This window comes from Streptomyces zaehneri (assembly GCF_032248645.1).
GTDB classification, from domain to species: domain Bacteria; phylum Actinomycetota; class Actinomycetes; order Streptomycetales; family Streptomycetaceae; genus Streptomyces; species Streptomyces coriariae.
In genome coordinates this window covers 175,612-202,256 of sequence record NZ_JASTTJ010000010.1, presented here as the reverse complement: position 1 = coordinate 202,256, position 26,645 = coordinate 175,612, and the positions used below count along the sequence as shown (strand labels likewise).

Genomic DNA, 26,645 nt, shown 5'->3' with positions numbered 1-26,645 from the left:
GTTTCCGGTGTCCCCCTGGGGGTTGCTAGTCGCGGGCCGCGGTCAGGTGTGCCGCGTGTTCCTGGAGTGAGCGCACGCCCACGTCCCCGTGGTTGAGGGCGTCGATGCCCTGGACGGCCGCGGCGAGCGCCTGGACCGTCGTCAGGCACGGCACGGACCGCGCCACGGCCGCCGTACGGATCTCGTAGCCGTCGAGGCGGCCACCGGTGCCGTACGGGGTGTTGACGATGAGGTCGACCTCGCCGTCGTGGATGAGCTGGACGATGGTCTTCTCGCCGTTCGGGCCGGTGCCCTCGGACTGCTTGCGCACGACCTTCGCGGTGAGGCCGTTGCGCCTGAGCACCTCGGCCGTGCCGGAGGTGGCGAGCAGTTCGAAGCCGTGGGCGACCAGCTCACGGGCCGGGAAGATCATCGAGCGCTTGTCGCGGTTGGCGACCGAGATGAACGCGCGGCCCTTGGTGGGCAGCGGGCCGTAGGCGCCCGCCTGCGACTTGGCGTACGCCGTGCCGAAGACGGAGTCGATGCCCATGACCTCGCCGGTGGAGCGCATCTCCGGGCCGAGGACGGTGTCGACACCGCGCCCTGAGGTGTCCCGGAAGCGGCTCCACGGCATCACGGCCTCCTTGACGGAGATCGGCGCGTCCAGCGGCAGCTCACCGCCGTCGCCGGTCGCCGGGAGCAGGCCCTCGGCACGCAGCTCTGCGACGGTCGCGCCCAGCGAGATCCGGGCGGCGGCCTTCGCCAGCGGCACCGCGGTCGCCTTCGAGGTGAAGGGGACGGTGCGGGACGCGCGCGGGTTAGCCTCCAGGACGTAGAGGATGTCACCCGCCATCGCGAACTGGATGTTGATCAGACCGCGCACACCGACGCCCTTGGCGATCGCCTCGGTGGAGGCCCGCAGGCGCTTGATGTCGAAGCCGCCCAGGGTGATCGGGGGCAGGGCGCACGCCGAGTCGCCGGAGTGGATGCCGGCCTCCTCGATGTGCTCCATGACGCCGCCGAGGTACAGCTCCTCGCCGTCGTAGAGCGCGTCGACGTCGATCTCGATGGCGTCGTCGAGGAAGCGGTCGACGAGCACCGGCCGGGTGGGGCTGATCTCGGTCGACTCGGCGATGTAGGAGGACAGCCGGGTCTCGTCGTAGACGATCTCCATGCCGCGGCCGCCGAGCACGTACGAGGGCCGCACCAGGACCGGGTAGCCGATCTCGTCCGCGATGGCCTTGGCCTCGGCGAAGGTGGTGGCCGTGCCGTGCTTCGGGGCCGGCAGGCCGGCCTCGGCGAGCACCCGCCCGAAGGCGCCCCGGTCCTCGGCCGCGTGGATGGCCTCGGGCGAGGTGCCGACGATCGGCACGCCGTTGTCCTTCAGCGCCTGCGCCAGGCCCAGCGGGGTCTGGCCGCCGAGCTGGACGATCACACCGGCGATCGGTCCTGCCAGCGACTCCGCGTGCACGATCTCCAGCACGTCCTCCAGCGTCAGCGGCTCGAAGTACAGGCGGTCGGAGGTGTCGTAGTCCGTGGAGACGGTCTCCGGGTTGCAGTTGACCATCACGGTCTCGTAGCCCGCGTCGCTGAGCGCGAAGGAGGCGTGGACGCAGGAGTAGTCGAACTCGATGCCCTGGCCGATGCGGTTCGGGCCGGAGCCCAGGATGATCACCGCGGGCTTCTCGCGGGGCGCGACCTCACTCTCCTCGTCGTAGGAGGAGTAGAAGTACGGCGTCTTCGCGGCGAACTCGGCGGCGCAGGTGTCGACCGTCTTGTAGACCGGCCGGATGCCCAGCGTGTGCCGGACCTCGCGGACGACGTCCTCGCGCAGCCCGCGGATCTCGGCGATCTGCTGGTCGGAGAAGCCGTGCCGCTTGGCCTCGGCGAGCAGCTCGACGTCGAGGCGCTCGGCGGCGGCCAGCTCGTCGGCGGTCTCCTTGATGAGGAAGAGCTGGTCGACGAACCACGGGTCGATCTTCGTGAACTCGAAGACCTCCTCGGGGGTGGCGCCCGCGCGGATGGCCCGCATGACGGTGTTGATACGGCCGTCGGTGGGCCGCACGGCCTCGCGCAGCAGCTCGTCCTTGTCACCGGGCTCGCCGACGAACGTGAACTGGCTGCCCTTCTTCTCCAGCGAACGCAGCGCCTTCTGGAAGGCCTCGGTGAAGTTGCGGCCGATGGCCATGGCCTCGCCGACCGACTTCATGGTCGTGGTCAGCGTGGAGTCGGCGCTCGGGAACTTCTCGAAGGCGAAGCGCGGGGCCTTCACGACCACGTAGTCGAGCGTCGGCTCGAAGGAGGCCGGGGTCTCCTGCGTGATGTCGTTCGGGATCTCGTCGAGGGTGTAGCCGACGGCGAGCTTGGCCGCGATCTTGGCGATCGGGAAGCCGGTGGCCTTGGAGGCGAGGGCCGAGGACCGCGACACGCGTGGGTTCATCTCGATGACGATGATCCGGCCGTCCTCGGGGTTCACCGCGAACTGGATGTTGCAGCCGCCGGTGTCGACGCCGACCTCGCGGATGATCGCGATGCCGATGTCGCGCAGCCGCTGGTACTCACGGTCGGTCAGGGTCATCGCGGGCGCGACGGTGATCGAGTCACCGGTGTGCACGCCCATGGGGTCGAAGTTCTCGATGGAGCAGACGACCACGACGTTGTCGTTCTTGTCGCGCATCAGCTCCAGCTCGTACTCCTTCCAGCCAAGGATGGACTCCTCCAGGAGCACCTCGGTGGTCGGCGACAGCGTCAGGCCCTGGCCGGCGATGCGGCGCAGCTCCTCCTCGTCGTGGGCGAAGCCGGAACCGGCGCCGCCCATGGTGAAGGAGGGCCGGACGACGACGGGGTAGCCGCCGAGCGTCTCGACGCCCGCGATCACGTCGTCCATGGAGTGGCAGATCACGGACCGGGCGGACTCGCCGTGCCCGATCTTCTCGCGGACGGCCTCGACGACCCCCTTGAAGAGGTCGCGGTCCTCGCCCTTGTTGATCGCCTCGACGTTGGCGCCGATCAGCTCGACGCCGTACTTCTCCAGCACACCCTGCTCGTGCATGGAGATCGCGGTGTTGAGAGCCGTCTGGCCGCCCAGGGTGGGCAGCAGGACGTCGGGGCGCTCCTTGGCGATGATCTTCTCGACGAACTCCGGGGTGATCGGCTCGACGTAGGTGGCGTCGGCGATCTCCGGGTCGGTCATGATCGTCGCCGGGTTGGAGTTGACCAGGATGACCCGCAGGCCCTCGGCGCGCAGGATGCGGCACGCCTGGGTGCCGGAGTAGTCGAACTCGGCGGCCTGGCCGATGACGATCGGGCCGGAGCCGATGACCAGGACGGACTGGATATCGGTGCGCTTAGGCACGCTGGCCCTCCATCAGGGAAACGAAGCGGTCGAACAGGTAGGCGGCGTCGTGGGGGCCCGCTGCCGCTTCGGGGTGGTACTGGACGGAGAAGGCCGGCTGGTCGAGCAGCTGGAGCCCCTCCACGACGTCGTCGTTGAGGCAGACGTGCGAGACCTCGGCGCGGCCGAACTTCGTCTCGCTGACCCGGTCGAGCGGCGCGTCCACGGCGAACCCGTGGTTGTGCGCGGTGACCTCGACCTTGCCGGTCGTACGGTCCTGGACCGGCTGGTTGATGCCGCGGTGGCCGTACTTCAGCTTGTAGGTGCCGAAGCCGAGGGCGCGGCCGAGGATCTGGTTGCCGAAGCAGATGCCGAAGAGCGGCGTCCTGCGCCGCAGCACCTCGGTCATCAGCGCGACCGGGCCTTCGGCGGTGGCCGGGTCGCCCGGGCCGTTGGAGAAGAACACGCCGTCGGGGTCGACGGCGTACACGTCCGCCGCCGAGGCCGTCGCCGGGAGCACGTGCACCTCGATGCCGCGCTCGGCCATGCGGTGCGGGGTCATGCCCTTGATGCCGAGGTCGATGGCGGCGACGGTGAACCGCTTCTCGCCGACCGCCGGGACGACGTAGGCCTCCTTGGTGGTGACCTCCTCGTAGAGGCTCGCGCCCTTCATCTGCGGCTGGGCCTGCACGCGCGCGAGGAGCTCGGTCTGCGTGCCGACCGACTCACCGGAGAAGATGCCGGCGCGCATCGAACCGCTCTCGCGCAGGTGGCGGGTGAGTGCGCGGGTGTCGATGCCGGAGATGCCGACGACGTTCTGCGCGACGAGCTCGTCGTCCAGGGAGCGCCTGGCACGCCAGTTGGACGGCACCCGCGCGGGGTCGCGCACGACGTAGCCGGAGACCCAGATGCGGTCCGACTCGTCGTCCTCGTCGTTCCAGCCGGTGTTGCCGATCTGCGGGGCGGTCGCGACGACGATCTGGCGGTCGTACGACGGGTCGGTCAGGGTCTCCTGGTAGCCGGTCATGCCGGTGGAGAACACCGCTTCGCCGAAGGTCTCCCCCACGGCCCCGTAGGCACGGCCGCGGAAGATCCGGCCGTCCTCCAGGACGAGTACGGCGGGAACCTTGGTGGTTCCCCTGGTGGAGGTCGTCATCGTGCGCCTTCCGTTTCCGTCGGGTTTTCCGTCTTGTCGATCATGGAGTTGATGGCGTCGACCCACTCGCCGTGCTCGGCCGCGTGGTCCGAGCGGAAGCCGGAGTCGAGCAGCTTGTCGCCGTGTGCCCAGGTCACCACCAGCAGTCCGCCCTCGGTGAGGACCTTGCCGGCGATGCCCTTGTCGAGCCGGGCCTCACGCAGTGCCGCCACCGGGACGAAGAAGTCGGTCGCGCCGGGGCGTACGACGTCCAGTCCCGCGGCCGTCAGGGTGAGCTCGACCCGGCTGCGGGTGCCCAGGCCGTGCGCCACGATGCGGTCGAGCCACTGCCCGGCGGTGGTGGAGCCGTGGTAGCGGCCGCTCATGCCCAGTCTCACCGGGCCGGGGTCGTCCGGCGCGGTGGGGAGCTCGGGCAGGTCGCCCTGGAGCGTGCCGCGCCACTTCCAGCCCTCGCGCATCAGCCAGTAGACGAGTGCGACGAAGAGGCCGAGGCCGGCCACCCAGCCGATGCGCGCGGCCCAGTCGGTCACTTCGGCCGATTCCTTTTCGGCCGCGAGCAGTAGTGCAGCAGATGTCACGTGAGCTTCCCGTCGACGAGCGTGGCCTTGCCCCGGAGCCACGTGTGCGTGACACGGCCCGGCAGCTCACGCCCCTCGTACGGGGTGTTCCGGCTGCGCGAGGCGAAGCCCGCGGGGTCCACCGACCCACGGTATTCCGTGTCGACGAGGGTGAGGTTGGCGGGCTCACCTGCCGAGACGGGACGCCCGTGGCCCTTGGCCTGACCGATCAGGGCGGGCTTGAACGACATCCGGCTCGCGACCCCGGCCCAGTCCAGCAGGCCCGTCTCCACCATCGTCTCCTGGACCACCGACAGCGCGGTCTCCAGGCCGACCATGCCCATGGCGGCCGCGGCCCACTCGCAGTCCTTGTCCTCGTGCGGGTGCGGGGCGTGGTCGGTGGCGACGATGTCGATGGTGCCGTCGGCGAGCGCCTCGCGCAGGGCGAGCACGTCCCGCTCGGTGCGCAGCGGCGGGTTCACCTTGTAGACCGGGTTGTAGCTGCGCACCAGCTCGTCGGTGAGCAGCAGGTGGTGCGGGGTGACCTCGGCGGTCACGTCGATGCCGCGGGACTTGGCCCAGCGGACGATCTCGACCGACCCGGCGGTGGAGAGGTGGCAGATGTGGACCCGGGAGCCGACGTGCTCGGCGAGCAGGACGTCCCGGGCGATGATCGACTCCTCGGCCACCGCCGGCCAGCCCCCGAGCCCCAGCTCGGCGGAGACGACGCCCTCGTTCATCTGGGCGCCCTCGGTCAGCCGCGGCTCCTGCGCGTGCTGGGCGACGATCCCGCCGAAGGCCTTCACGTACTCCAGGGCGCGGCGCATGATCACCGCGTCGTCGACGCACTTGCCGTCGTCGGAGAAGACGGTGACGCCGGCCGCCGACTCGTGCATGGCGCCCAGCTCGGCGAGCTTGCGGCCCTCCAGACCGACCGTGACCGCGCCGATCGGCTGCACGTCGCAGTAGCCGTGCTCCTGGCCGAGCCGGTAGACCTGCTCGACCACACCGGCGGTGTCGGCCACGGGGAAGGTGTTGGCCATGGCGAACACGGCGGTGTAGCCGCCGGAGGCGGCGGCGCGGGTGCCGGTCAGCACCGTCTCGGAGTCCTCGCGGCCCGGCTCGCGCAGGTGGGTGTGCAGGTCGACCAGGCCCGGCAGCAGCACCTTGCCTGCGGCCTCGACGACCTCGGCGCCCTCGGCGGACAGCCCCGCGCCGACGGCCTCGATGACCGCGCCGTCGATCAGGACGTCCTGCGGCTCACCGCCGAGCACCTTCGCACCACGGATCAGGATCTTGCTCATGGTTGTTACTTCTCCTCGGTGGTGCGGGCGTGGCTGACGGCGGGCTCGTTGCCGCCCAGGAGCAGGTAGAGGACGGCCATCCGGATGGACACGCCGTTGGCGACCTGTTCGACGACGGTGCAGCGCTCGGAGTCGGCGACCTCGGCGGTGATCTCCATGCCGCGGACCATCGGGCCGGGGTGCATCACGATGGCGTGCTCGGGCATCCGCGCCATCCGGTCGCCGTCGAGGCCGTAGCGGCGCGAGTACTCGCGCTCGGTCGGGAAGAACGCGGCGTTCATCCGCTCGCGCTGCACCCGCAGCATCATCACCGCGTCGGACTTGGGCAGCGTGCTGTCGAGGTCGTACGACACCTCGCACGGCCAGGTCTCGATGCCGACCGGCACCAGGGTGGGCGGGGCGACCAGGGTCACCTCGGCGCCGAGCGTGTGCAGCAGGTCGACGTTGGAGCGGGCGACCCGGCTGTGCAGCACGTCGCCGACGATCGTGATGCGCTTGCCCGCGAGGTCCTGGCCGATCCCGGCGTCCCGGCCGACCAGTCGGCGGCGCATGGTGAAGGCGTCCAGGAGGGCCTGGGTGGGGTGCTGGTGGGTGCCGTCGCCGGCGTTGACGACGACCGCGTCGATCCAGCCGGAGGTGGCCAGGCGGTAGGGCGCCCCGGAGGCGCCGTGCCGGATGACGACGGCGTCGACGCCCATGGCCTCCAGCGTCTGCGCGGTGTCCTTGAGGGACTCGCCCTTCGACACCGACGACCCCTTGGCGGAGAAGTTGATGACGTCCGCGGAGAGGCGCTTCTCGGCGGCCTCGAAGGAGATACGCGTGCGCGTGGAGTCCTCGAAGAAGAGGTTGACGATCGTGCGGCCGCGCAGGGTCGGCAGTTTCTTGATGGGCCGGTCGGCGACCCGGGCCATCTCCTCGGCGGTGTCGAGGATCAGGACGGCGTCGTCGCGGGTGAGGTCGGCGGCCGAGATGAGATGACGCTGCATCTGTCAGGCTCCGTAAGGCAGTTCAGACAAGGGGGATCACGGACGTGCAGGGCACGGCTGTGAGACGCACGGCACCGAGGGCCGCACGCGCGCGTGCTACTGCTGGGCGTCCGGCTTCACACCGAGCAGCACGGTGTCGCGACCGTCCTCCTCGGCGAGCTGGACCTTGACCGACTCCCGCAACGACGTGGGGAGGTTCTTGCCGACGTAGTCGGCGCGGATGGGCAGTTCCCGGTGGCCGCGGTCGACGAGGACCGCGAGCTGGACCGCGCGCGGGCGCCCGAGGTCGTTCAGGGCGTCGAGGGCGGCGCGGATGGTGCGGCCGGAGAAGAGCACGTCGTCGACGAGGACGACCAGCTTCCCGTCCAGGCCGTCACCGGGGATCTCGGTGCGGGCCAGCGCACGCGGCGGATGCATGCGCAGGTCGTCGCGGTACATGGTGATGTCGAGGGAGCCGACCGGAATCCTGCGGTCGGTGATCTGCTCGAGCTTGGCGGCGAGCCGCTGGGCGAGGAAGACTCCGCGGGTCGGGATGCCGAGCAGCACCACGTCGTCGGCGCCCTTGGCGCGTTCGACGATCTCGTGGGCGATACGGGTCAGCACCCGCGCGATGTCGGGGCCCTCGAGAACGGGCCGCGCATCGGCTTGCCGGGAGTCCTGCTGAATGTCCTGCTTGTCCATATGAAACGGACCTCCTTCTCCGCCTCACGGGACGGACCTTAAAGGACGTCGGATTTGCGCCATCCACGGTAGCAGGCCGGGACACCGCCCCGATCACCCCCTTGGCGTAATCGGCCACCGATACCACGGAAGCGTCGGTGTGGACCATTCGGCTTGACTCAGAAGAATCACGCTGCGTAACCTCACAGTGAGTTACCAGCACGCGGCTCGTGCCGCGTCGACCCAGTGCCGGGGAGCTATATGTCCAGCGAATACGCCAAACAGCTCGGGGCCAAGCTCCGGGCGATCCGCACCCAGCAGGGCCTTTCCCTCCACGGTGTCGAGGAGAAGTCCCAGGGACGGTGGAAGGCGGTCGTGGTCGGTTCGTACGAGCGCGGCGACCGCGCCGTGACCGTGCAGCGCCTTGCCGAGCTGGCGGACTTCTACGGCGTTCCCGTGCAGGAACTGCTGCCGGGCACCACTCCGGGCGGCGCCGCCGAGCCGCCGCCGAAGCTGGTCCTGGACCTGGAGCGACTGGCCCACGTGCCGGTCGAGAAGGCGGGCCCCCTTCAGCGGTACGCGGCCACCATCCAGTCGCAGCGCGGTGACTACAACGGCAAGGTGCTGTCGATCCGCCAGGACGACCTGCGCACGCTCGCCGTCATCTACGACCAGTCCCCCTCGGTCCTGACCGAGCAGCTGATCAGCTGGGGCGTCCTGGACGCGGACGCGCGTCGCGCCGTCTCCCACGAGGAAGGCTGAGGCCCCAGCGGCCCGCCAGAGCTCAGCAGAAACGTGCCGCCGGGGTGGCCGGAACCTGAGGCTTCCGGCCACCCCGGCTTTTTGTCGGCACATGCCGGAGGGCCCACAGCGTGCGCTGTGGGCCCTCCGGCGTGTTCGCGCCCCGAGGGGCGCGGGTAACCGCACGACGAGCCACAGGGGGCTCGCAGGCCTCCTGTGGCCCTCGTTCCCCGGCTCTCCCTGCGGACCTGTTCGCTATTCGCGACGCAGAGACGGCTTGAGCTCCTTGAACCGGCCGAGCAGGCCGTTGACGAACGACGGCGACTCGTCCGTCGAGAACTCCTTCGCCAGCTGCACCATCTCGTCGAGGACGACCGCGTCCGGGGTCTCGTCGGCCCAGATCAGCTCGTAGGCGCCGAGACGCAGGATGTTGCGGTCGACGACCGGCATCCGGTCCAGCGTCCAGCCGACCGAGTACTGCGAGATCAGCTCGTCGATGCGACGCGCGTACCCGGCGTAGCCCTCGACCAGCTGCATCGTGTACTCGCTCACCGGCGGCTGCCGGGTGTCGGCCCGGGAGAGCCGGATCCAGTCCGCGAGGACTGTCAGGACGTCGACTCCGCGCTGGTCGCCCTCGAAGAGGATCTGGAAGGCGCGCTTGCGGGCCGTGTTGCGGGCAGCCACGGTTAGCTGTTCACCCGGCCGAGGTAGTCGCTGGTGCGGGTGTCGACCTTGATCTTCTCACCGGTGGTGATGAAGAGCGGGACGTTGATCTGGTGACCGGTCTCCAGGGTGGCGGGCTTGGTGCCACCGGTGGAGCGGTCGCCCTGGAGGCCCGGCTCGGTCTCCTGGACGACGAGCTCGACGGCGGCCGGCAGCTCTACGAAGAGCACCTCGCCCTCGTGCTGCGCCACGGTGGCCGTGAAGCCCTCGATCAGGAAGTTGGCGGCGTCGCCGACAGCCTTGCGGTCGACCATCAGCTGGTCGTAGGTCTCCATGTCCATGAAGACGAAGTACTCGCCGTCCATGTACGAGAACTGCATGTCGCGCTTGTCGACAGTGGCCGTCTCGACCTTGACGCCGGCGTTGAACGTCTTGTCGACGACCTTGCCGGAAAGCACGTTCTTCAGCTTGGTGCGCACGAAGGCCGGGCCCTTGCCGGGCTTGACGTGCTGGAACTCGACGACGGACCAGAGCTGGCCGCCTTCGAGCTTGAGCACCAGGCCGTTCTTGAGGTCGTTCGTGGAAGCCACGGTTGCGGAATCTCCTGGACTGACGTGGACGACCCCGGTGCACGCACCTGCCTAGAGGGCGAGCAGCTCCTTGGTCGTGATGGTGAGTAGCTCGGGTCCGCCGTCCGCCTCGGGGCGCACGACGAGCGTGTCATCGATCCGGACACCGCCCCGGCCCGGGAGGTGGACCCCCGGTTCGACGGTGACCGGCACGCAAGCGTCCAGTTTACCCATGGCCGCGGGAGACAACTGCGGGTCCTCTTCGATTTCGAGTCCGACACCGTGCCCGGTGAGTGCCGCAAGGCCCTCGGAGTGCCCTGCGGAGTCCAGGATATGGCGGGCCGCGCGGTCCACGTCACGGAAGGCGGCGCCGGGTGCCAGAGCCTCTCGGCCGGCCCGCTGGGCAGCGAAGACGAGGTCGTACAGCTCGATCTGCCAGTCTGCGGGGGACGTGCCGATCACGAAGGTACGGCCGATCTCGCAGCGGTAGCCGCGATAGCTGGCCCCCAGGCAGACGGAAAGGAAGTCGCCCTCCTCGACCCGCCGGTCGGTGGGCCGGTGGCCGCGCCGGCCGGAGTTCGGGCCGGTGGCGACCGAGGTGGCGAAGGCGGGGCCGTCGGCACCGTGATCGACGAGGCGCCGCTCCAGTTCGAGGGCCAGGTGCCGTTCCGTACGGCCCACCAGGATGGACTCCAGCAGCTCCCCCAGGGCCTGGTCGGCGATCTCGGCGCCGATCCGCAGACAGGAGATCTCCTCCTCGTCCTTCACCACCCGCAGCTGTTCGACCGCGGCGCCCAGGTCGGCGAGGCGCAGCCCGGGCGCGACGGAGCGCAGTTCGCGGTGGCGGGCCACCGTGAGGTGGTGCTCCTCCACCGCGAGGCAGTCGCCGCCCTCCGCCACGAGGAGACCGGCGGCGGCGACCGCCGGATCGCCGCCGCGGCGGCGGAGGCAGTGGACACGCAGGGCCTCGTCCGGCCGGCCCTCGCTCGGGCGGTCCTCGGGCGGGTCCACGCAGACGAGAAGATCCTCACGTCTGCCCAGCAGCAGCACGGCGCCGCGCGGGGCCGCACCCGCGAGGTATCTCACGTTGGCGGGGCGGGAGATCAGCGCGGTGGCGCTGCCGCTCGCGTTGCAGCGTTCTCTCAGCCGGTTGCGGCGGGACGCGTAGACCTCTGACATGACACGAGCGTAGGAGGAGTGGCCGGATTGTGCCGGTTGGGAGGGCGTTCGGGGGAACGGTCCGGGTCGGACCGGAGCGCTCGGGAGCGCTCTACCACTTCGGGGGGCTCGCGATCGCCCTGGCCAGCACGTCGTCCAGGACCCTCGCCGTCGTCGGGACGTCCAGTTGGGAGTTGTCGATGATGGGGAGGCCGGAGCCGTACCAGCCGGCCATGCGGCCGTGGATACGCGCCACCTCCTCGTCGGTGAGGCGGCGGTTGCCGGCGCGTTCGGCGTTGCGCTCCAGGACGACCTCCAGACCTGGCAGGAGGACGACGGGCAGCAGGCCCGGGCCCACATGCCGTTTCCAGCCACCCAGGCCCACGGCCGGGCGGTCGGGGAAGATCGCGTCGTCCAGGATGCACGAGATGCCGTTGGCCAGGAAGTTGCGCGCGGCGAAGCCGCAGGTGCGGCGGGCCAGGCGGTACTGGGCCTCGGAATGGTCGTTCCACCCCGACTGCGGGTCCGCGAAGCCCGAGCGGACCCATTCGCGTACGTCGTCGAGGCTGACGTGGGCCGTGGGCACCCGGCGGTGGTCGGCCCAGAACTTGGCCACGCTCGTCTTCCCGGCGCCCGCCGGGCCGATCAGCAGCACCGCCAGTGTCGTGGCCGTCGGGTCGGGGACGATGGGGGCGGGCGGCGCGCTGGGCATGGGGACGGGGCCGCCGGGCGGCAGCGGGACATGCCCGGTGGTGTCGGTGCCCTGCGGGACCGGGGCGTGCTGCGGGGCGGGCGGAGGCGGCACGGGCGGCACCGGCGGCTGGGGCGCGGGCGGTACCGGGCCCGAGGGGGCGCCGAGGTACCCCGGCTGCTGCTGGGGGGCGCCGCCCGGCTGGTGGGGCGGCGGCAGCGGAGAACCCACTGCGTGCTGCATCCGGTGCCACTCCGTCTCGTACAGGCAATGGGCGCTGGTCGTGAGGGGTGCGGACCCCCTGTTCGCTACTGAACGGTACCGCCCCCGGCCGTCCTTTGGTGAACGGCCGGGGGCGGTCCGAAGTGCCCGGTGTGGAAAGCGAATCGGGCGGAAGGGAAGCGGGCGGACCTACTCGCCGTCCCGCGCTCCTACTCGCCGACCTCCCCGTACGCGGCCAGCAGGACGGCCGGGTCGGGACCCTCGAGGACGTTCGGCTTGGCGAGGCCGTCCAGGACGATGAAGCGCAGCAGGTCGCCGCGGGACTTCTTGTCGACCTTCATGTTCTCGAGCAGCTTGGGCCACTGGTCGTAGCGGTAGTGCAGCGGCAGCCCCACCGATTGCAGGACCGTGCGGTGGCGGTCGGCCGTCGCGTCGTCCAGCCTGCCCGCCAGGCGGCCCAGTTCGGCGGCGAAGTGCATGCCCACGGACACGGCCGCGCCGTGCCGCCACTGGTAGCGCTCGTTCTTCTCGATGGCGTGCGCCAGTGTGTGACCGTAGTTGAGGATCTCCCGCAGGCCCGACTCCTTCAGGTCGGACGACACCACGTCCGCCTTGACCCGGATGGAGCGCTCGATGAGCTCGGCGGTGTGCGGGCCCGCCGGGGTGCGGGCGGCCTCGGGGTCGGACTCGATCAGGTCGAGGATCGCCGGGTCGGCGATGAAGCCGGCCTTGATGATCTCGGCGAGCCCGGAGACGTAGTCGTTGACGGGCAGGGAGTCCAGCGCGGCCAGGTCGCACAGCACACCGGCCGGCGGGTGGAAGGCGCCGACGAGGTTCTTGCCCTCGGCGGTGTTGATGCCGGTCTTGCCGCCGACGGCCGCGTCGACCATGGCCAGCACGGTCGTCGGGACGGCGATCCAGCGCACCCCGCGCAGCCAGGTCGCGGCGACGAACCCGGCCAGGTCGGTGGTGGAGCCCCCGCCGACGCCCACGACGACGTCGGTGCGGGTGAACCCGGACTGGCCGAGCGCCTTCCAGCAGTAGGCGGCGACCTCGGCGGTCTTGGCCTCCTCCGCGTTGGGCACCTGGATGGCGACGGCCTCGTAGCCCTGCCCGGCCAGGTCGGCGCGGAGCGCGTCGCCGGTGTCGGCGAGCGCCTCGGGGTGGATCACCGCGACCCGCTTGACGCTCCCCATCTCGCTTCGCTCGCCGATCAGCCCGCCGAGCTCGCCCAGGAGCTGACGGCCGACCAGGACCTCGTACGGCTCCGAGCCCGCGCTGCCGCCGACCCGGATCCGCGTTACGGAACCGCTGTTCATGCTTCCTTCAACTCCAAAGCGTCCAAGGCCACTTGGCTGACCTCTTCGGGCGTACGGCCGTCCGTGGTCACGACCGCGGTGGCGACACCCTCGTAGAGCGGGCGACGGGCCTCCATCAGCTCGCGCCACTGCTTGCGCGGATTGACCGCGAGCAGCGGGCGCGCCGTGTTCAGGCCGGTGCGCTTGACGGCCTCCTCGACGTCCATGGCCAGGTAGACCACGCGCTGCCCGGCCAGCAGCGTCCGGGTGTCCGCGTCCAGGATCGAGCCGCCGCCGAGCGCCAGTACGCCGTCGTGCTCGGCGAGCGCGCGCCGTACGGCCCGCTTCTCGATCGCGCGGAAGGCCTCCTCGCCCTCGTCGACGAAGATCTCCGCGATGCTGCGGCCCGCCTCGGCGACGATGTCGTCGTCGGTGTCCCGGTAGCCGACGCCGAGCCGCTCGGCCAGCAGCTGCCCGACGGTGGACTTGCCCACGCCCATCGGGCCGACGAGGACGACCAGTGGCCCGCTCATCGGATGTGCAGGCTGTCGAGGTACGAACGCACGTTGCGACGGGTCTCGGTGACGCTGTCGCCGCCGAACTTCTCCGCCACCGCGTCCGCCAGCACCAGGGCGACCATCGCCTCGGCCACGATCCCCGCGGCCGGGACCGCGCACACGTCGGAGCGCTGGTGGTGCGCCTGGGTGGCCTCGCCGGTGGCGACGTCCACCGTCTTCAGGGCCCGCGGCACGGTCGCGATCGGCTTCATCGCCGCGCGCACGCGCAGCAGCTCGCCGGTGGTGAGTCCGCCCTCGGTACCGCCGGAACGGCCGCTCGCGCGCCTGATGCCCCCGGGCGTGGTGATGATCTCGTCGTGCGCCTTCGAACCCGGCACGCGCGCGAGGTCGAAGCCGTCGCCGACCTCGACGCCCTTGATCGCCTGGATGCCCATCAGGGCGGCGGCGAGGCGGGCGTCGAGCCGGCGGTCCCAGTGCACGTGCGAGCCCAGGCCGACGGGTACGTCGTACGCCAGCACCTCGACGACGCCGCCGAGGGTGTCGCCGTCCTTGTGGGCCTGGTCGATCTCCGCGACCATCGCCTTCGAGGCGTCCGCGTCGAGGCAGCGGACCGGGTCCGCGTCCAGCTTCTCGACGTCCGCGGGGGTCGGCAGGACGCCGTAGGGCGCCTTCGCGGCGGCCAGCTCGACGACGTGGCTGACGATCTCGATGCCGGCCGTCTCCTTCAGGTACGACCGGGCCACCGCGCCCAGCGCGACCCGGGCGGCCGTCTCACGCGCGGAGGCGCGCTCCAGGATCGGCCGGGCCTCGTCGAAGCCGTACTTCTGCATCCCGGCGAGGTCGGCGTGGCCGGGGCGCGGGCGGGTGAGCGGGGCGTTGCGGGCGAGGCCCGCGAGGATCTCCGGGTCGACCGGGTCGGCCGACATGACCTGCTCCCACTTCGGCCACTCCGTGTTGCCGACCATGACGGCGACCGGGGAGCCCATGGTCAGGCCGTGCCGGACACCGCCGAGGAAGGTGACCTCGTCGCGCTCGAACTTCATGCGCGCACCACGCCCATAGCCGAGCCGTCGCCGCGCGAGGTGGTCGGCGACCATCTCCGTGGTGATCGGCACGCCGGCGGGAAGGCCCTCCAGCGTCGCGACAAGTGCGGGTCCGTGGGACTCCCCCGCGGTCAGCCAACGCAGCCTGCTCAACGATGCTCCTCAGTGCTCGCGCTCTGCTAGCGCTCTGCGCACGCGCGTCCTTCGCGTACGTCGGTGGCGTGACCGGGTGCGCGGCCCTGGCCCGCCACCTCCGATCCTCCCACGTCCCGGCTCTGGAACCGGTCGAGGGTCCAGCCTGCGGACGGGGGAACATCCGGGGACGGGATCACGGGCGGTGCGAGTCCCGGCGGAAGGCGAGGGCGTGCTCGCCCGCCTTGCGCATGGCGTCCACCGGCGCCGGGACACGGCCGGTCATCTGCTCCACCTGGAGGACCGCCTGGTGCACCAGCAGGTCGAGGCCGCTGACGACGGCGCCGCCGAACATGGACCAGCGGGCGGCCAGCTCTGTCGGCCACGGGTCGTAGAGCACGTCGAACAGGGTGGCGGGGCGCTCGGGCACCGAGGCGGCGAGGGCGTCCGTGGCCCCGGCCGGGGTGGTCGCGACGACCAGCGGGAAGCGCAGCGCGTCGGCGGCGTCCGCCCAGTCGGCGATCCGGACCTCGACGTCGAGCCGCTCGCCCCACTGACGCATCTCGGCGGCGCGCGCCGCGCTGCGGACGTAGGCGACGATCTCGCCGGTGCAGACCCTGGTGAGGGCGGCCAGGGCGGAGGACGCGGTGGCGCCGGCGCCGAGGATCGCGGCCGAGTCGACCTGTTCGACACCACGCTCGCGCAGGGCGGCGACCATGCCGGGGATGTCCGTGTTGTCGCCGAGCCGACGGCCGTCGTCGGTGAACACGAGGGTGTTGACCGCCTCGACGGAGGCGGCCGTCTCACTGATCTCGTCGAGCAGCGGGATGACCGCGCGCTTCAGCGGCATGGTCAGCGAGAGACCGGCCCATTCGGCGCCGAGCCCGGCGACGAAGGAAGGCAGGGCCTCCTCGTCGACGTCGAAACGGTCGTACGTCCAGCCGGTGAGTTCCAGTGCCTCGTACGCGGCGCGGTGCAGCACCGGGGAGAGGGAGTGGACGATGGGGCTGCCGAGTACCGCGGCCCGGCGGGCGTCAGTTGCCCGTGCTGGCATCGAACTTGTCCTTGAGTTTCTGGAAATCCGCGTAGGTCTTGGCGAATTCGGTGTTGTTCTCACCGTCGGTCGCCACGAAGTAGATCCAGCCGTCGGTGGTCGGATTCATCGTGGCCTTCAGCGCGTCCTCACCGGGATTGCCGATCGGTCCCGGCGTCAGGCCCTTGTTGGTGTAGGTGTTGTACGGGTCCTTGTTGCTGTTGATCTCGGACTCGCTGATGTTGATCTCGCTCTCGCCCTTCAGGTAGTTGAAGGTCGAGTCGAACTGGAGCAACTGGTTGGTCTGGTCGTTCGTCGGCTTGAGCCGGTTGTAGACGACCTCCGCCATCTTGCGGTAGTCGTCGTGAGTCTTGCCCTCCGCCTGGACGAGGCTGGCGACCGTGATGACCTGCAACGGGCTTTCCAGCTTGAGCGTCTTGGCCTTGGCCTCGAGGTCGTACTCGCCGTACACCTCGTTGGCGTGCGCGACCATCGACTTCAGGACCGCCTCGGGCTTCATGCCCTTGGCGGCGCCGTACGTCCCCGGGAAGAGGAAGCCCTCCAGCGGGTCCTTGATGTCCTCGTTGTCGTTCGCCCAGTCGGGCAGACCGAGCGTCTTGTACTTGCTCTCGGCCAGTTTCCTGGTGGTACCGGAGGCAAGTCCGAGTTTCGTGTCGATGTTCTTGTAGACGGCCACGTTCCGCTGGCCCGGGGTGACCATCACATTGGCCTGGCTGGCCGGGTCGAGCATCATCTCCACGGCGCTCTTCGCGGACATCTGCTTCTTCAGGATGTACGCGCCCGCCTGGATGCCGCCCGCCTCGGGGTTGCGCGTGACCGCGGAGACGAACGCGTCCACGCTCTTGACGACGCCTGCCTCCTTGAGCAGTCTGCCGATGACGGCGCCGCCGGAGCCCTTGGGCACCTCGATGCTCACGGTCTCCTTGGTGCCGTCGCCCGTGTAGTCCGGAGCCGCGGCGTAACGATTCTTGTAGTAGTCGTAGCCGAAGTATCCGACGCCCGCGACACCACCGCCGAACACCAGAACCACGACCAGACAGGCACAGCCGCTGCGGCTCTTCTTGCTCTTCTTGCTCTTCGTGCCCTTGCCGCCCCGGCCCCGCCGGTCGCCGCGGCCCTCCGGCTCGTCGTCGTCCTCGTCGTCCTCGGCCCCGCCGCCCGCGAAGAAGGCGTGCTCACCCTGATCGGGCCCGGGGTCCCAGTCCGGCTTCTGCTCGGCGTCGGCTTCCGGCTCCGGCTCCGGTTCGGGCTCGGCGCGGCGCCGGGCGGGCGGCTCCGGCGGCGGGTACGCCTCAGGAGTGCCGTAGAAGTCGGGCTGTTCGGCGCCGTAGGCCGCGGCCTGCTGACCGTAGGGGTCGCCGGGATCGGCGGCGAAGGGGACGTGGGCATGGGTGCCCGTGCCGTCCCAGCCGCCCTCCTGGTAGCCCTCGGGGTAGGCCTGCTGGTTCTGGTGGGCGTACTGCTGATCCTGAGCGCCGTACTGCTGCTGGTCGTAGCCCTGGTACTGCGGGTCGTACTGCTGCTGGCCGTACTGCTGCTGGTCGTAGTGCTGCTGGCCGTACTGCTGCGCCTGGCCCTGGCCCCAGTCGCCGTACTCCTGCTGCTGCGGCTGCTGCGGGTAGTGGTGGTGCTGTGGCTGGCCGCCGTAGGCAGGCTGATGGCCCGTGGGGGCCTCCTGCCCTTCCCATCCGCCGTCCCCGTACAACGGGTCCTCCGGATGCCACGGTTCGGAGCCAGAGCCCCGGCCATACTCAGTCATCGATCCCCTAGAGCCGCGAGGCGGCGATCACGCGGCTTTTTCCGGCCCGTCACCGTTCCGTCTCTCTCTGTGCGGCAGCTGTTCGAACACCGCCACATCGCGCGGAACGTTACCGTATCGCGATCAGATGACCACTTCGACGCCCTCGCCCGGCGCTTTACCTGACACCCGTTCGGATTCCAGGGCCTGCTGAAGGATGATCACAGCGGCTGCCTGGTCGATCACCGAGCGGCCCTTCTTCGCCTTCACACCCGAGGCACGCAGTCCCTGACTGGCCGTCACGGTGGTCATCCTCTCGTCCACCAGACGTACGGATACGGGCGCGATTTTGTTCGCCAGCTCCTGGGCGAAGCCGCGGACCTTCACCGCGGCCGGGCCCTCGCCCCCCTTGAGGGAGCGAGGCAGACCCACGACGACCTCGATCGGCTCGTACTCCTCGACCAGTTGTCCGAGTCGGCGGTAGGCCGCGGGGACATCCCGGCCGGGGACCGTCTCCACCGGAGTGGCGAGGATCCCGTCGGGGTCGCACGAGGCGACCCCGATCCGGGCGTCCCCGACGTCGATCGCGAGTCGACGGCCCTTCCTCATCGGCTCGCTCACTTGGCCGTTTCCGCCACGAGCCGCTCGACGGCGTCGACGGCGTCGCCGACGGCGGCCGGGTTCTGGCCGCCGCCCTGGGCGACGTCAGGCTTGCCGCCGCCACCGCCACCGAGGGTCTTGGCGGCCGTGCGGACCAGGTCGCCGGCCTTGAGACCGCACTCGCGGGCGGCCTCGTTGGTGGCGATGACCGTCAGCGGCTTGCCGTTGTTGACCGTGAACAGGGCGACCACGGCGGCCCGGCCGCCCTGGATGCGGGCTCGCACGTCGAGGACGAGCCTGCGCAGGTCGTCGGGGGTCGTGCCGTCCGGGACCTGACCGGTGACGAGGGCGACACCGCGGACGTCCTTGGCGGACTCCGCGAGACCGGCGGCGGCCTGCAGCACCTTCTCCGCGCGGAACTTCTCGATCTCCTTCTCGGCGTCCTTCAGCTTGCCGAGCATGGCGGAGACCTTCTCCGGGAGCTCCTCCGGACGGCCCTTGATCAGCTCCTGGAGCTGGGCGACGACCGTGTGCTCACGGGCCAGGAAGTTGTAGGCGTCGACGCCGACGAGGGCCTCGATGCGGCGGACACCCGAGCCGATCGACGACTCGCCGAGCAGCTTCACCAGGCCCAGCTGGGAGGTGTTGTGCACATGGGTGCCACCGCACAGCTCCTTGGAGAAGTCGCCGATGGTCACGACCCGGACCCGCTCGCCGTACTTCTCGCCGAACTCGGCGATGGCGCCCTGCTTCTTGGCCTCGTCGATGCCCATGACATCGGCACGGACGTCCAGGTCGCGGGCGAGGATCTCGTTGATCTTCTGCTCGACGTCGGTCATCACGGCCGTCGGGACGGCGGCCGGGGAGCCGAAGTCGAAGCGGAAGCGGCCGGGCTGGTTCTCGGAACCGGCCTGGGCGGCCGTCGGGCCGAGAGCGTCGCGCAGCGCCTGGTGCGTGAGGTGGGTGGCCGAGTGGGCGCGGGCGATGGCCGTGCGGCGGCGCTGGTCGATCGAGGCGTGGGCCTTGGCGCCGAGGGTGACCTCGCCGACCTGGACGACGCCCTTGTGGACGTACACGCCGGGAACCGGCTTCTGGGTGTCGCGGATCTCGATGACGGCGCCGGTGTCCACCTTGATACGGCCGGTGTCGCCGATCTGGCCGCCGCCCTCGGCGTAGAACGGGGTGCGGTCGAGGACGATCTCGACCTCGTCGCCCTCGGTGGCGGCCGGCGAGGAGGCGCCGTCGACGAGGATGCCGACGATCGTGGACTCGCCCTCGGTGTCGGAGTAGCCGATGAAGTCGGTCGCACCGGCCCGGTCGGCGATCTCGCGGTAGGCGCCCACGCCGGCGTGCCCGGTCTTCTTGGCCTGGGCGTCGGCCTTGGCGCGTTCCCGCTGCTCCTTCATCAGGCGGCGGAAGCCGTCCTCGTCCACGGACAGCCCCTGCTCGGCGGCCATCTCCAGGGTGAGGTCGATCGGGAAGCCCCAGGTGTCGTGGAGCAGGAAGGCCTTGTCGCCGGCCAGCACCGAGCCACCGGACTGCTTGGTCTCGGTGACGGCGGTGTCGAGGATGTTGGTGCCGGCCTTGAGCGTCTTGAGGAAGGCGTTCTCCTCGGCGAGGGCGACCTTCTCGATGCGCTCGCGGTCGGTGACCAGCTCCGGGTACTGCCGGCCCATCATCTCGATGACGGTGTCGATGAGGTCCTTGACGACCGGGCCGGTGGCGCCGAGGAGGCGCATGTTGCGGATGGCGCGGCGCATGATGCGGCGCAGCACGTAACCGCGGCCCTCGTTGCCGGGGGTGACGCCGTCGCCGATGAGCATCACGGAGGTGCGCATGTGGTCGGTGACCACGCGCAGCGAGACGTCCGACCCGTGGGCCTCGCCGTACTCGACTCCGGTCAGTTCGGTGGCCTTCTTGATGACGGCCATCGAGGTGTCGATCTCGTACATGTTCTGCACGCCCTGCAGAATCATGGCGAGGCGTTCCAGGCCGAGGCCCGTGTCGATGTTCTTGCTCGGCAGGTCGCCCAGGATCTCGAAGTTGTCCTTGCCGATGCCCTCGCCACGCTCGTACTGCATGAAGACGAGGTTCCAGATCTCCACGTACCGCTCGTCGTTGACGGCGGGGCCGCCCTCGACGCCGAACTCGGGGCCGCGGTCGTAGTTGATCTCGGAACAGGGGCCGCAGGGTCCGGGGACGCCCATCGACCAGTAGTTGTCCTTCATGCCGAGGCGCTGGATGCGCTCCTTGGGCACGCCGACGACGTCGTGCCAGATGCGCTCGGCCTCGTCGTCGTCCTTGTAGACCGTGATCCAGAGCTTCTCCGGCTCCAGGCCGTAACCGCCCTTGTCCTGGGGCGTGGTGAGCAGCTCCCAGGCGTACTTGATGGCGCCTTCCTTGAAGTAGTCGCCGAAGGAGAAGTTGCCGCACATCTGGAAGAAGGTGCCGTGGCGGGTGGTCTTGCCGACCTCTTCGATGTCGGGCGTGCGCACGCACTTCTGCACGCTGGTGGCGCGCGACCACGGCGGCTTGACGTCGCCGAGGAAGTACGGCTTGAAGGGGACCATGCCGGCGGGGACCAGGAGCAGAGTCGGGTCGTCCGCGATGAGCGACGCCGAAGGGACGACGGTGTGCCCGCGCTCCTCGTAGAAGCTCAGCCAGCGGCGGCGGATCTCGGCCGACTCCATCAGTGGTCCTCATTCCGGTTGTGCGAGTACGTCGTGTTCTCGATGTGCTCGGGGTACTTGGGGGTGCTGCGGTTGCTCTCGATGGCGTTGTACCGCCGGGGCGCGGGGAGTTCGGGGTCGTCGTGGATCCCCAGCGCCTCGCCCAGCTCGGCCTCCCGCTGGGCCATGTTGTCGCGGACGTCGAGCGCGAAGCCCACCGCGCGGTCCTTGAGGCGCGCTCCCGTCTCGAGCGCCTTGTTGGCCGCGGTCGCGGCGAGGCTCTCGGGGGTCAGCTGCTTCAGCTTGCGATTGACCTTGGTGGTGGCCCAGACACCGGCGGCGACGCCCGTGGTGAACCAGAAGGTACGGCGGAACATCGCTGGTCTCAGTCCCTCTTTCCACGGGGCTTGCGCTTCTCCCGCCGGGAGACCGTTCGGCCCACGATCACGGTCCGCCGGGGTTCCCCGGCGGGCACGTCGTCCTTGCGGCCGCCGAGGGCCCGGCGGACGCCGTAGCCGAAGGCGGCGACCTTCACCAGGGGGCCGCCGAAGGTGGAGGCGACCGTGGTGGACAGCGCCGAGGCGTTCGACGTGACTTCCTGGACGTCGGTGGCGATCGCGTCGACCCGGTCGATCTGGGTCTGCGCGGAACGCACCGCCGCGGAGGCGTCGGCCAGCAGCGGCACGGCCTGCTCGGTCACGTCGGCGACGAGTCTGGTGGTCGCCCTGAGCGTCTGGGCCAGCCTCGCCAGCGCGACGGCGAGGAAGGAGACCAGGATCGCCCAGAACACGGCCACCAGGATGCCGGCCACCTCTCCACCGGACACTGCGCACCCGCTCCCTGTCTGACGAACACCTATCTCTGAAGGCGAGCCTATCGCGCCGACGCCGGCGTTCCGTACCGGATTAGGCGTGCGAAAGCCCGCCGTCCCACCTGCCCCGAAGGGCAGGGAGACGACGGGCCTTGGCGCAGAAGTCCTACGACCGCCGCAGACCGATCCGGAAGCGGATCAGCGGGCGTAGTACTCGACGACGAGCTGCTCGTCGCAGATCACCGGGATCTCCTTGCGGTTCGGCTCACGGTCCAGGCGGAAGGCCAGGGCGCGGAGGTTCACCTGGAGGTAGCGCGGGGTCTCGCCGTCGGGGGCGAAGCCACCCTCGCGGGAGATCGAGAACAGCGTCTTCTCACGGCTGCGCTCGCGCACCATGACGACGTCGTCCGGCTTGACGCGGAAGGACGGCTTGTCGACCTTCTGGCCGTTGACCTCGATGTGGCCGTGGACGACCATCTGGCGGGCCTGGTAGATCGTGCGGGCGATGCCCGAACGCAGGACCAGCGCGTCGAGACGGCGCTCGAGCTCGATGATCAGGGCCTCACCGGTCTTGCCCTGGACCTTGGAGGCACGCTCGTAGGCGCGGACGAGCTGGCGCTCGGACACGTCGTACTGCGCGCGCAGACGCTGCTTCTCGAGCAGACGGACCTTGTAGTCCGAGTTCTGCTTGCGGCCACGGCCGTGCTCACCCGGCGGGTAGGGGCGGGCCTCGAAGTACTTGACGGCCTTCGGGGTCAGCGCGATGCCGAGGGCACGCGACTTCTTGACCTTGGGACGGGGCTGGTTCGCCACGATCTCTCTCTTTCCAGAATTTCCGGCTCGTCAGGGTTAAGGGAGGTCGCATCCGCAGCCGGGGAAACCCGTCGGGTCCGCGTGGAACCCGTCGGGCAGCCGCTCCCCTGGTCTGGGCACATACATGCAGCACGCGAGTTGCCCACCGACCGGTCCCGGAACTCCGGGTGGTGATGGGCTGCCCGCGACACCGTTCGACGGTGCGCGACGCTCCTGGAGCGAGGTCCGAGGACCGGTGCTCCGGCCGACTGTCCTGTTCTGACTGCACGGGACGCGGCACTTCGGGCGAGTCTACAGGGTGCTCAGGACCCGTTGCGACCGAGGTGCTGCCGGGTCCACTCGACGGCGTCGGCGTAGCGGGCCTCGGCGCCGTGCCGGGTGGGCTCGTAGTACTCACGGTCCTTGATGGCGTCCGGGGCGTACTGCTGGGCGGCGATGCCCTCGGGCAGGTCGTGCGGATACACGTACCCCTGCGCGTGCCCCAGCTTGGCGGCGCCCTTGTAGTGCCCGTCGCGCAGATGCGGCGGCACCGGGCCGGCCAGTCCCTTGCGGACGTCTTCGAGGGCGGCGCCGATCGCGGTCGTCGCGGCGTTGGACTTGGGTGCCAGGGCGAGGGCGATGGTGGTGTGGCTGAGCGTGAGGGCGGCCTCGGGGAAGCCGATCATGGCGACGGCCTGGGCGGCGGCGACCGCGAGAGGCAGCGCGCCCGGATCGGCGAGGCCGATGTCCTCGCTGGCGGAGATCATCAGACGGCGGGCGATGAAGCGGGGGTCCTCGCCGGCCTCGATCATGCGGGCCAGGTAGTGCAGGGCCGCGTCGACGTCCGAACCCCGGATGGACTTGATGAGGGCGCTGGCGACGTCGTAGTGCTGGTCGCCGTCTCGGTCGTACTTCACCGCCGCGCGGTCGACGGTCTGCTCCAGGGTCTGCAGGCTGATCCCGCTCTCGTCCTGGTCCAGGGCGGCCCCGGCGGCGGCCTCCAGGGCGGTGAGCGCGCGACGGGCGTCGCCGCCTGCGATGCGCAGCAGATGCGCCTCGGTGTCCTCGGGGAGGCCGAGGGCGCCCTTGAGGCCGCGCTCGTCGGTCAGGGCGCGCCGGACGAGGTCGCGGAGGTCGTCGTCGGTGAGGGGTTCGAGGGTCAGCAGGAGGGAGCGGGAGAGAAGGGGCGAGATCACCGAGAAGTACGGGTTCTCGGTGGTCGCCGCGATCAGCGTCACCCAGCGGTTCTCGACGGCCGGCAGGAGGGAGTCCTGCTGGGCCTTGCTGAAGCGGTGGATCTCGTCGAGGAAGAGGACGGTCTCCTTGCCGTAGCCGCCGATGGCGCGGCGGGCGCCGTCGATGACGGCGCGGACCTCCTTGACGCCCGCGGTGATGGCCGACAACTCGACGAACCGCTTGTTGGTGGCCTTGGAGACGACGTACGCCAGCGTCGTCTTCCCGGTGCCGGGCGGTCCCCAGAGGATCACCGAGGAGGGCCCGGCCGGGCCCGTGGCGCCATCGCCGACCAGGCGGCGCAGGGGTGAGCCCGGCTTCAGCAGGTGCTGCTGGCCCACCACCTCGTCGAGGGTGCGCGGACGCATCCGGACCGCCAGCGGGCTCCCGGCGGGGTCCTTCTCCTGGCGGTCTTCGGCTGCGGCGGTGAACAGGTCGGGCTCCACACATCGGAGCCTACGTCAGAGGTCCGACAGTCCTGTCCGGCGCCTGGTGCGGCCTGCGCCGACGCCTGAGCCGTGCCGGGCTCAGGCCCAGAGGTCCGCGCCCCAGCGGGTCAGGATCAGCATGGCGATGATGCCGACGTGGGTGACCGGCAGGACCCAGGTGAACTCGGCGAGGAAGCGCTTCAGCCAGCCCGGAGCGGGCAGCAGGCCGTTGCGCACGTTGAACGAGGTGACGTACCAGAACATGGTGATCGTCGCGACCCAGGCCAGCGAGCACCACAGGCACAGGGCGTTGATCTCGTACAGGGACTGGTACTGGAGCCAGGTGCAGAAGCCCACGCCGAAGAGGGTGCCGAAGTTGAAGGTCAGCCAGTACCAGCGCGGGAACGCGACCCGGGTCAGCAGGCTCATGCCGACACAGATCACGATGCCGTAGGCGACGAGACCGAGCATCGGGTTCGGGAAGCCGAAGACGGAGGCCTGCTTGCTCTCCATGACGCTGCCGCAGCTGATGATCGGGCTGATGCTGCAACTGGGCGTGAAGGTCTCGCCGGCGACCTTGGCCTCGAGGATCTTGAACTTGTCGAGCGTGATGACCCAGGCGGCCAGCAGACCGGCGGCACCGGTGATCAGCAGCAGGATCGCGAACGCACGGCTGCCGCCCACGGTCCGTGGCTCGTTCGCGGTGACGCGCTCGGGCTCGGACTCCGTGGAGACGTCTTTGACTGTCGTCTTGCTCATCACGCCGATCCGTCACTTGAGAGTTGGACCATCTTCGGGCAGGGGCCATTGTGCCGCACCGGACGGGGTGCGCACCGTTCGCTGCGCATAAGGAAGTACGTACGGCCCTCCCGCGGCGTTCGGTTCCGGCCAAGGCCAGGCGCACACCGGCACGCGTGCGTGGCGCCCGGACGTCCGCGCCCTCCGAAGGACGAACGGGCGGCCCCAGGTTGACGTTCCGGCGCATGACGAAGGCGCCGGGTCGCCCGACCCGGCGCCTTCCTCGGGCTTTCGCGCCCGCTAGCCCAGCTTCGACTCCAGTTCCGCCACGATCTCGTTGACGCCGATCGCCGTCTGCTCGCCGGACTCCATGTCCTTGAGCTGGACGACACCCTCGGCGAGATCGCGTTCGCCGGCCACGATCGTGTAGCGGGCCCCGCTGCGGTTGGCGCTCTTCATGGCGCCCTTGAGCCCCCTGGAGCCGTAGGAGAAGTCCGCCGCGACACCGAGCTTGCGCAGTTCGGTGACCTTCGCGAAGAGGACCCGGCGGGCCTCCTCGCCGAGCGGGACGGCGAACACGGAGGTCGCGGCGGGCAGCTCCAGCTCCACGCCCTCCGCCTCCAGCGCCAGCACCGTACGGTCGACGCCCAGCGCCCAGCCCACCGACGGCAGCGCGGGACCGCCGATCATCTCGGAGAGACCGTCGTAGCGGCCGCCCCCGCCCACCGCGGACTGGGAGCCCAGTCCGTCGTGGACGAACTCGAAGGTCGTGCGGGTGTAGTAGTCGAGGCCGCGGACCAGCTTGGGGTCGTCCTCGAAGACCACGCCCGCCGCCGTGATCAGCTCACGGACCTCCTCGTGGTACGCCTTGCACGCGTCGCAGAGGTAGTCGCGCAGCAGCGGCGCGCCCCCGAGCTGCTTCTGGACCGTCTCGCGCTTGTCGTCCAGGACCCGCAGCGGGTTGATCTCCGCGCGGCGCAGCGTGTCCTCGTCGAGGTCCAGGCCCCGCAGGAAGGTCTGGAGCGCCTCCCGGTACACCGGGCGGCACTCCTTGTCGCCGAGGCTGTTCAGGAGGATGCGGAAGTCGCGCAGACCCAGGGACCGGTACGCCTGGTCGGCCAGGATGATCAGCTCGGCGTCCAGCGCCGGGTCCTCCGCGCCGATCGCCTCGGCACCGACCTGGGAGAAGTGCCGGTACCGGCCCGCCTGCGGCTTCTCGTACCGGTAGTACGAGCCCGAGTACCAGAGCTTGACCGGCAGGTTGCCCTGCTTGTGCAGGTTCGCCTCCAGGGCGGCGCGCAGCACGGACGCCGTGCCCTCCGGGCGCAGCGCCAGCCGGTCGCCGCCCTTGGTCTCGAAGGCGTACATCTCCTTGCTGACGATGTCGGTGGACTCACCCACACCGCGCGCGAACAGGTTGACGTCCTCGAAGCCGGGCGTCTCGACGTAGCCGTAGCCGGAGTTGCGCAGCGGGGCGGCGATCGCCTCGCGCACCGCGAGGAACTTCGCGGAACGCGGCGGAATCAGGTCGTACGTGCCCTTGGGGGCCTGAAAGGTGCTCACGGAAGGTC

24 protein-coding genes are annotated in these 26,645 nt (G+C 70.3%); 1 reads left to right on the top strand and 23 read right to left on the bottom strand.

All coding sequences use genetic code 11. The features are described 5' to 3' along the window. Positions 1-25: 25 nt before the first annotated feature. The 6 genes from carB to pyrR all read right to left on the bottom strand — a co-directional run bounded on the left by carB (position 26) and on the right by pyrR (position 7,997). Positions 26-3,334: a carbamoyl-phosphate synthase large subunit gene (gene carB, locus QQM72_RS19020; RefSeq protein ID WP_314222051.1), complete on the bottom strand. Its 3,309-nt coding sequence runs from the start codon at positions 3,332-3,334 to the stop codon at positions 26-28. Continuing rightward, complete coding sequence (carA, locus tag QQM72_RS19015) at positions 3,327-4,469, bottom strand: glutamine-hydrolyzing carbamoyl-phosphate synthase small subunit (RefSeq protein ID WP_314222050.1); 1,143 nt, start codon at positions 4,467-4,469, stop codon at positions 3,327-3,329. Before carA ends, carB begins: the two co-directional genes overlap by 8 nt. After that, positions 4,466-5,047: a PH-like domain-containing protein gene (locus QQM72_RS19010; RefSeq protein ID WP_314222049.1), complete on the bottom strand. Its 582-nt coding sequence runs from the start codon at positions 5,045-5,047 to the stop codon at positions 4,466-4,468. The genes carA and QQM72_RS19010 overlap by 4 nt, the downstream gene beginning before the upstream one ends. Then, positions 5,044-6,330: a dihydroorotase gene (locus tag QQM72_RS19005; RefSeq protein ID WP_314222048.1), complete on the bottom strand. Its 1,287-nt coding sequence runs from the start codon at positions 6,328-6,330 to the stop codon at positions 5,044-5,046. The genes QQM72_RS19010 and QQM72_RS19005 overlap by 4 nt, the downstream gene beginning before the upstream one ends. Before the next feature lie 5 nt (positions 6,331-6,335). Further along, entirely contained in the window at positions 6,336-7,316 is a 981-nt protein-coding gene (locus QQM72_RS19000; protein WP_020128860.1) for an aspartate carbamoyltransferase catalytic subunit, read from the bottom strand. A 96-nt stretch (positions 7,317-7,412) separates the two neighbouring features. Next, positions 7,413-7,997: a bifunctional pyr operon transcriptional regulator/uracil phosphoribosyltransferase PyrR gene (gene pyrR, locus QQM72_RS18995; RefSeq protein WP_314222047.1), complete on the bottom strand. Its 585-nt coding sequence runs from the start codon at positions 7,995-7,997 to the stop codon at positions 7,413-7,415. Between the two features lie 240 nt (positions 7,998-8,237). Between pyrR and bldD the strand changes: the two genes are divergently transcribed. After that, positions 8,238-8,738: a transcriptional regulator BldD gene (bldD, locus tag QQM72_RS18990; protein WP_020128858.1), complete on the top strand. Its 501-nt coding sequence runs from the start codon at positions 8,238-8,240 to the stop codon at positions 8,736-8,738. A gap of 234 nt (positions 8,739-8,972) precedes the next feature. Here the strand turns inward: bldD and nusB are convergent, their stop codons facing one another. The 17 genes from nusB to hisS all read right to left on the bottom strand — a co-directional run bounded on the left by nusB (position 8,973) and on the right by hisS (position 26,637). Then, on the bottom strand, positions 8,973-9,401 hold the full coding sequence (nusB, locus tag QQM72_RS18985) for a transcription antitermination factor NusB (RefSeq protein ID WP_020128857.1): 429 nt from the start codon (positions 9,399-9,401) through the stop codon (positions 8,973-8,975). A gap of 2 nt (positions 9,402-9,403) precedes the next feature. Beyond that, positions 9,404-9,970 (bottom strand): elongation factor P, encoded by a 567-nt coding sequence (efp, locus tag QQM72_RS18980; RefSeq protein ID WP_020128856.1) that lies wholly within the window; start codon positions 9,968-9,970, stop codon positions 9,404-9,406. Positions 9,971-10,021: 51 nt separating this feature from the next. Then, entirely contained in the window at positions 10,022-11,128 is a 1,107-nt protein-coding gene (locus QQM72_RS18975) for an aminopeptidase P family protein (RefSeq protein WP_314222046.1), read from the bottom strand. A 91-nt stretch (positions 11,129-11,219) separates the two neighbouring features. Continuing rightward, positions 11,220-12,041 (bottom strand): Pro-rich N-terminal domain-containing protein, encoded by an 822-nt coding sequence (locus QQM72_RS18970; protein WP_314222045.1) that lies wholly within the window; start codon positions 12,039-12,041, stop codon positions 11,220-11,222. 188 nt (positions 12,042-12,229) lie between these two features. Further along, positions 12,230-13,339 (bottom strand): 3-dehydroquinate synthase, encoded by a 1,110-nt coding sequence (aroB, locus tag QQM72_RS18965; RefSeq protein ID WP_314222044.1) that lies wholly within the window; start codon positions 13,337-13,339, stop codon positions 12,230-12,232. Continuing rightward, positions 13,336-13,851, bottom strand: coding sequence for a shikimate kinase (locus tag QQM72_RS18960; protein WP_314222043.1), 516 nt, complete (start codon positions 13,849-13,851; stop codon positions 13,336-13,338). The genes aroB and QQM72_RS18960 overlap by 4 nt, the downstream gene beginning before the upstream one ends. Next, positions 13,848-15,032, bottom strand: coding sequence for a chorismate synthase (gene aroC / locus QQM72_RS18955; RefSeq protein ID WP_314222042.1), 1,185 nt, complete (start codon positions 15,030-15,032; stop codon positions 13,848-13,850). Before aroC ends, QQM72_RS18960 begins: the two co-directional genes overlap by 4 nt. Positions 15,033-15,207: 175 nt before the next feature. Then, a complete protein-coding gene (locus QQM72_RS18950; protein ID WP_314222041.1) occupies positions 15,208-16,065 on the bottom strand; it encodes a shikimate dehydrogenase in 858 nt (285 codons plus the stop codon). Beyond that, positions 16,046-17,824 carry an endolytic transglycosylase MltG gene (mltG, locus tag QQM72_RS18945; RefSeq protein WP_314222040.1) on the bottom strand — a complete coding sequence of 593 codons (1,779 nt, stop codon included), beginning with the start codon at positions 17,822-17,824 and terminating at the stop codon, positions 16,046-16,048. The genes QQM72_RS18950 and mltG overlap by 20 nt, the downstream gene beginning before the upstream one ends. A 123-nt stretch (positions 17,825-17,947) precedes the next feature. Further along, a complete protein-coding gene (gene ruvX, locus QQM72_RS18940) occupies positions 17,948-18,412 on the bottom strand; it encodes a Holliday junction resolvase RuvX (protein WP_314222133.1) in 465 nt (154 codons plus the stop codon). 8 nt (positions 18,413-18,420) lie between these two features. Further along, on the bottom strand, positions 18,421-21,093 hold the full coding sequence (alaS, locus tag QQM72_RS18935) for an alanine--tRNA ligase (RefSeq protein WP_314222039.1): 2,673 nt from the start codon (positions 21,091-21,093) through the stop codon (positions 18,421-18,423). Beyond that, complete coding sequence (locus QQM72_RS18930; protein ID WP_020128846.1) at positions 21,093-21,449, bottom strand: hypothetical protein; 357 nt, start codon at positions 21,447-21,449, stop codon at positions 21,093-21,095. Before QQM72_RS18930 ends, alaS begins: the two co-directional genes overlap by 1 nt. A gap of 8 nt (positions 21,450-21,457) precedes the next feature. After that, positions 21,458-21,898 (bottom strand): DUF948 domain-containing protein, encoded by a 441-nt coding sequence (locus QQM72_RS18925; protein ID WP_028806686.1) that lies wholly within the window; start codon positions 21,896-21,898, stop codon positions 21,458-21,460. A 183-nt stretch (positions 21,899-22,081) separates the two neighbouring features. Continuing rightward, positions 22,082-22,696, bottom strand: a complete 615-nt coding sequence (rpsD, locus tag QQM72_RS18920) for a 30S ribosomal protein S4 (RefSeq protein WP_020128844.1) — start codon at positions 22,694-22,696, stop codon at positions 22,082-22,084. 302 nt (positions 22,697-22,998) lie between these two features. Then, positions 22,999-24,354, bottom strand: coding sequence for a replication-associated recombination protein A (locus QQM72_RS18915; protein ID WP_314222038.1), 1,356 nt, complete (start codon positions 24,352-24,354; stop codon positions 22,999-23,001). 81 nt (positions 24,355-24,435) lie between these two features. After that, positions 24,436-25,095: a vitamin K epoxide reductase family protein gene (locus QQM72_RS18910; RefSeq protein WP_314222037.1), complete on the bottom strand. Its 660-nt coding sequence runs from the start codon at positions 25,093-25,095 to the stop codon at positions 24,436-24,438. A 279-nt stretch (positions 25,096-25,374) separates the two neighbouring features. Beyond that, a complete protein-coding gene (gene hisS, locus QQM72_RS18905; protein WP_314222036.1) occupies positions 25,375-26,637 on the bottom strand; it encodes a histidine--tRNA ligase in 1,263 nt (420 codons plus the stop codon). Positions 26,638-26,645 lie beyond the last annotated feature (8 nt).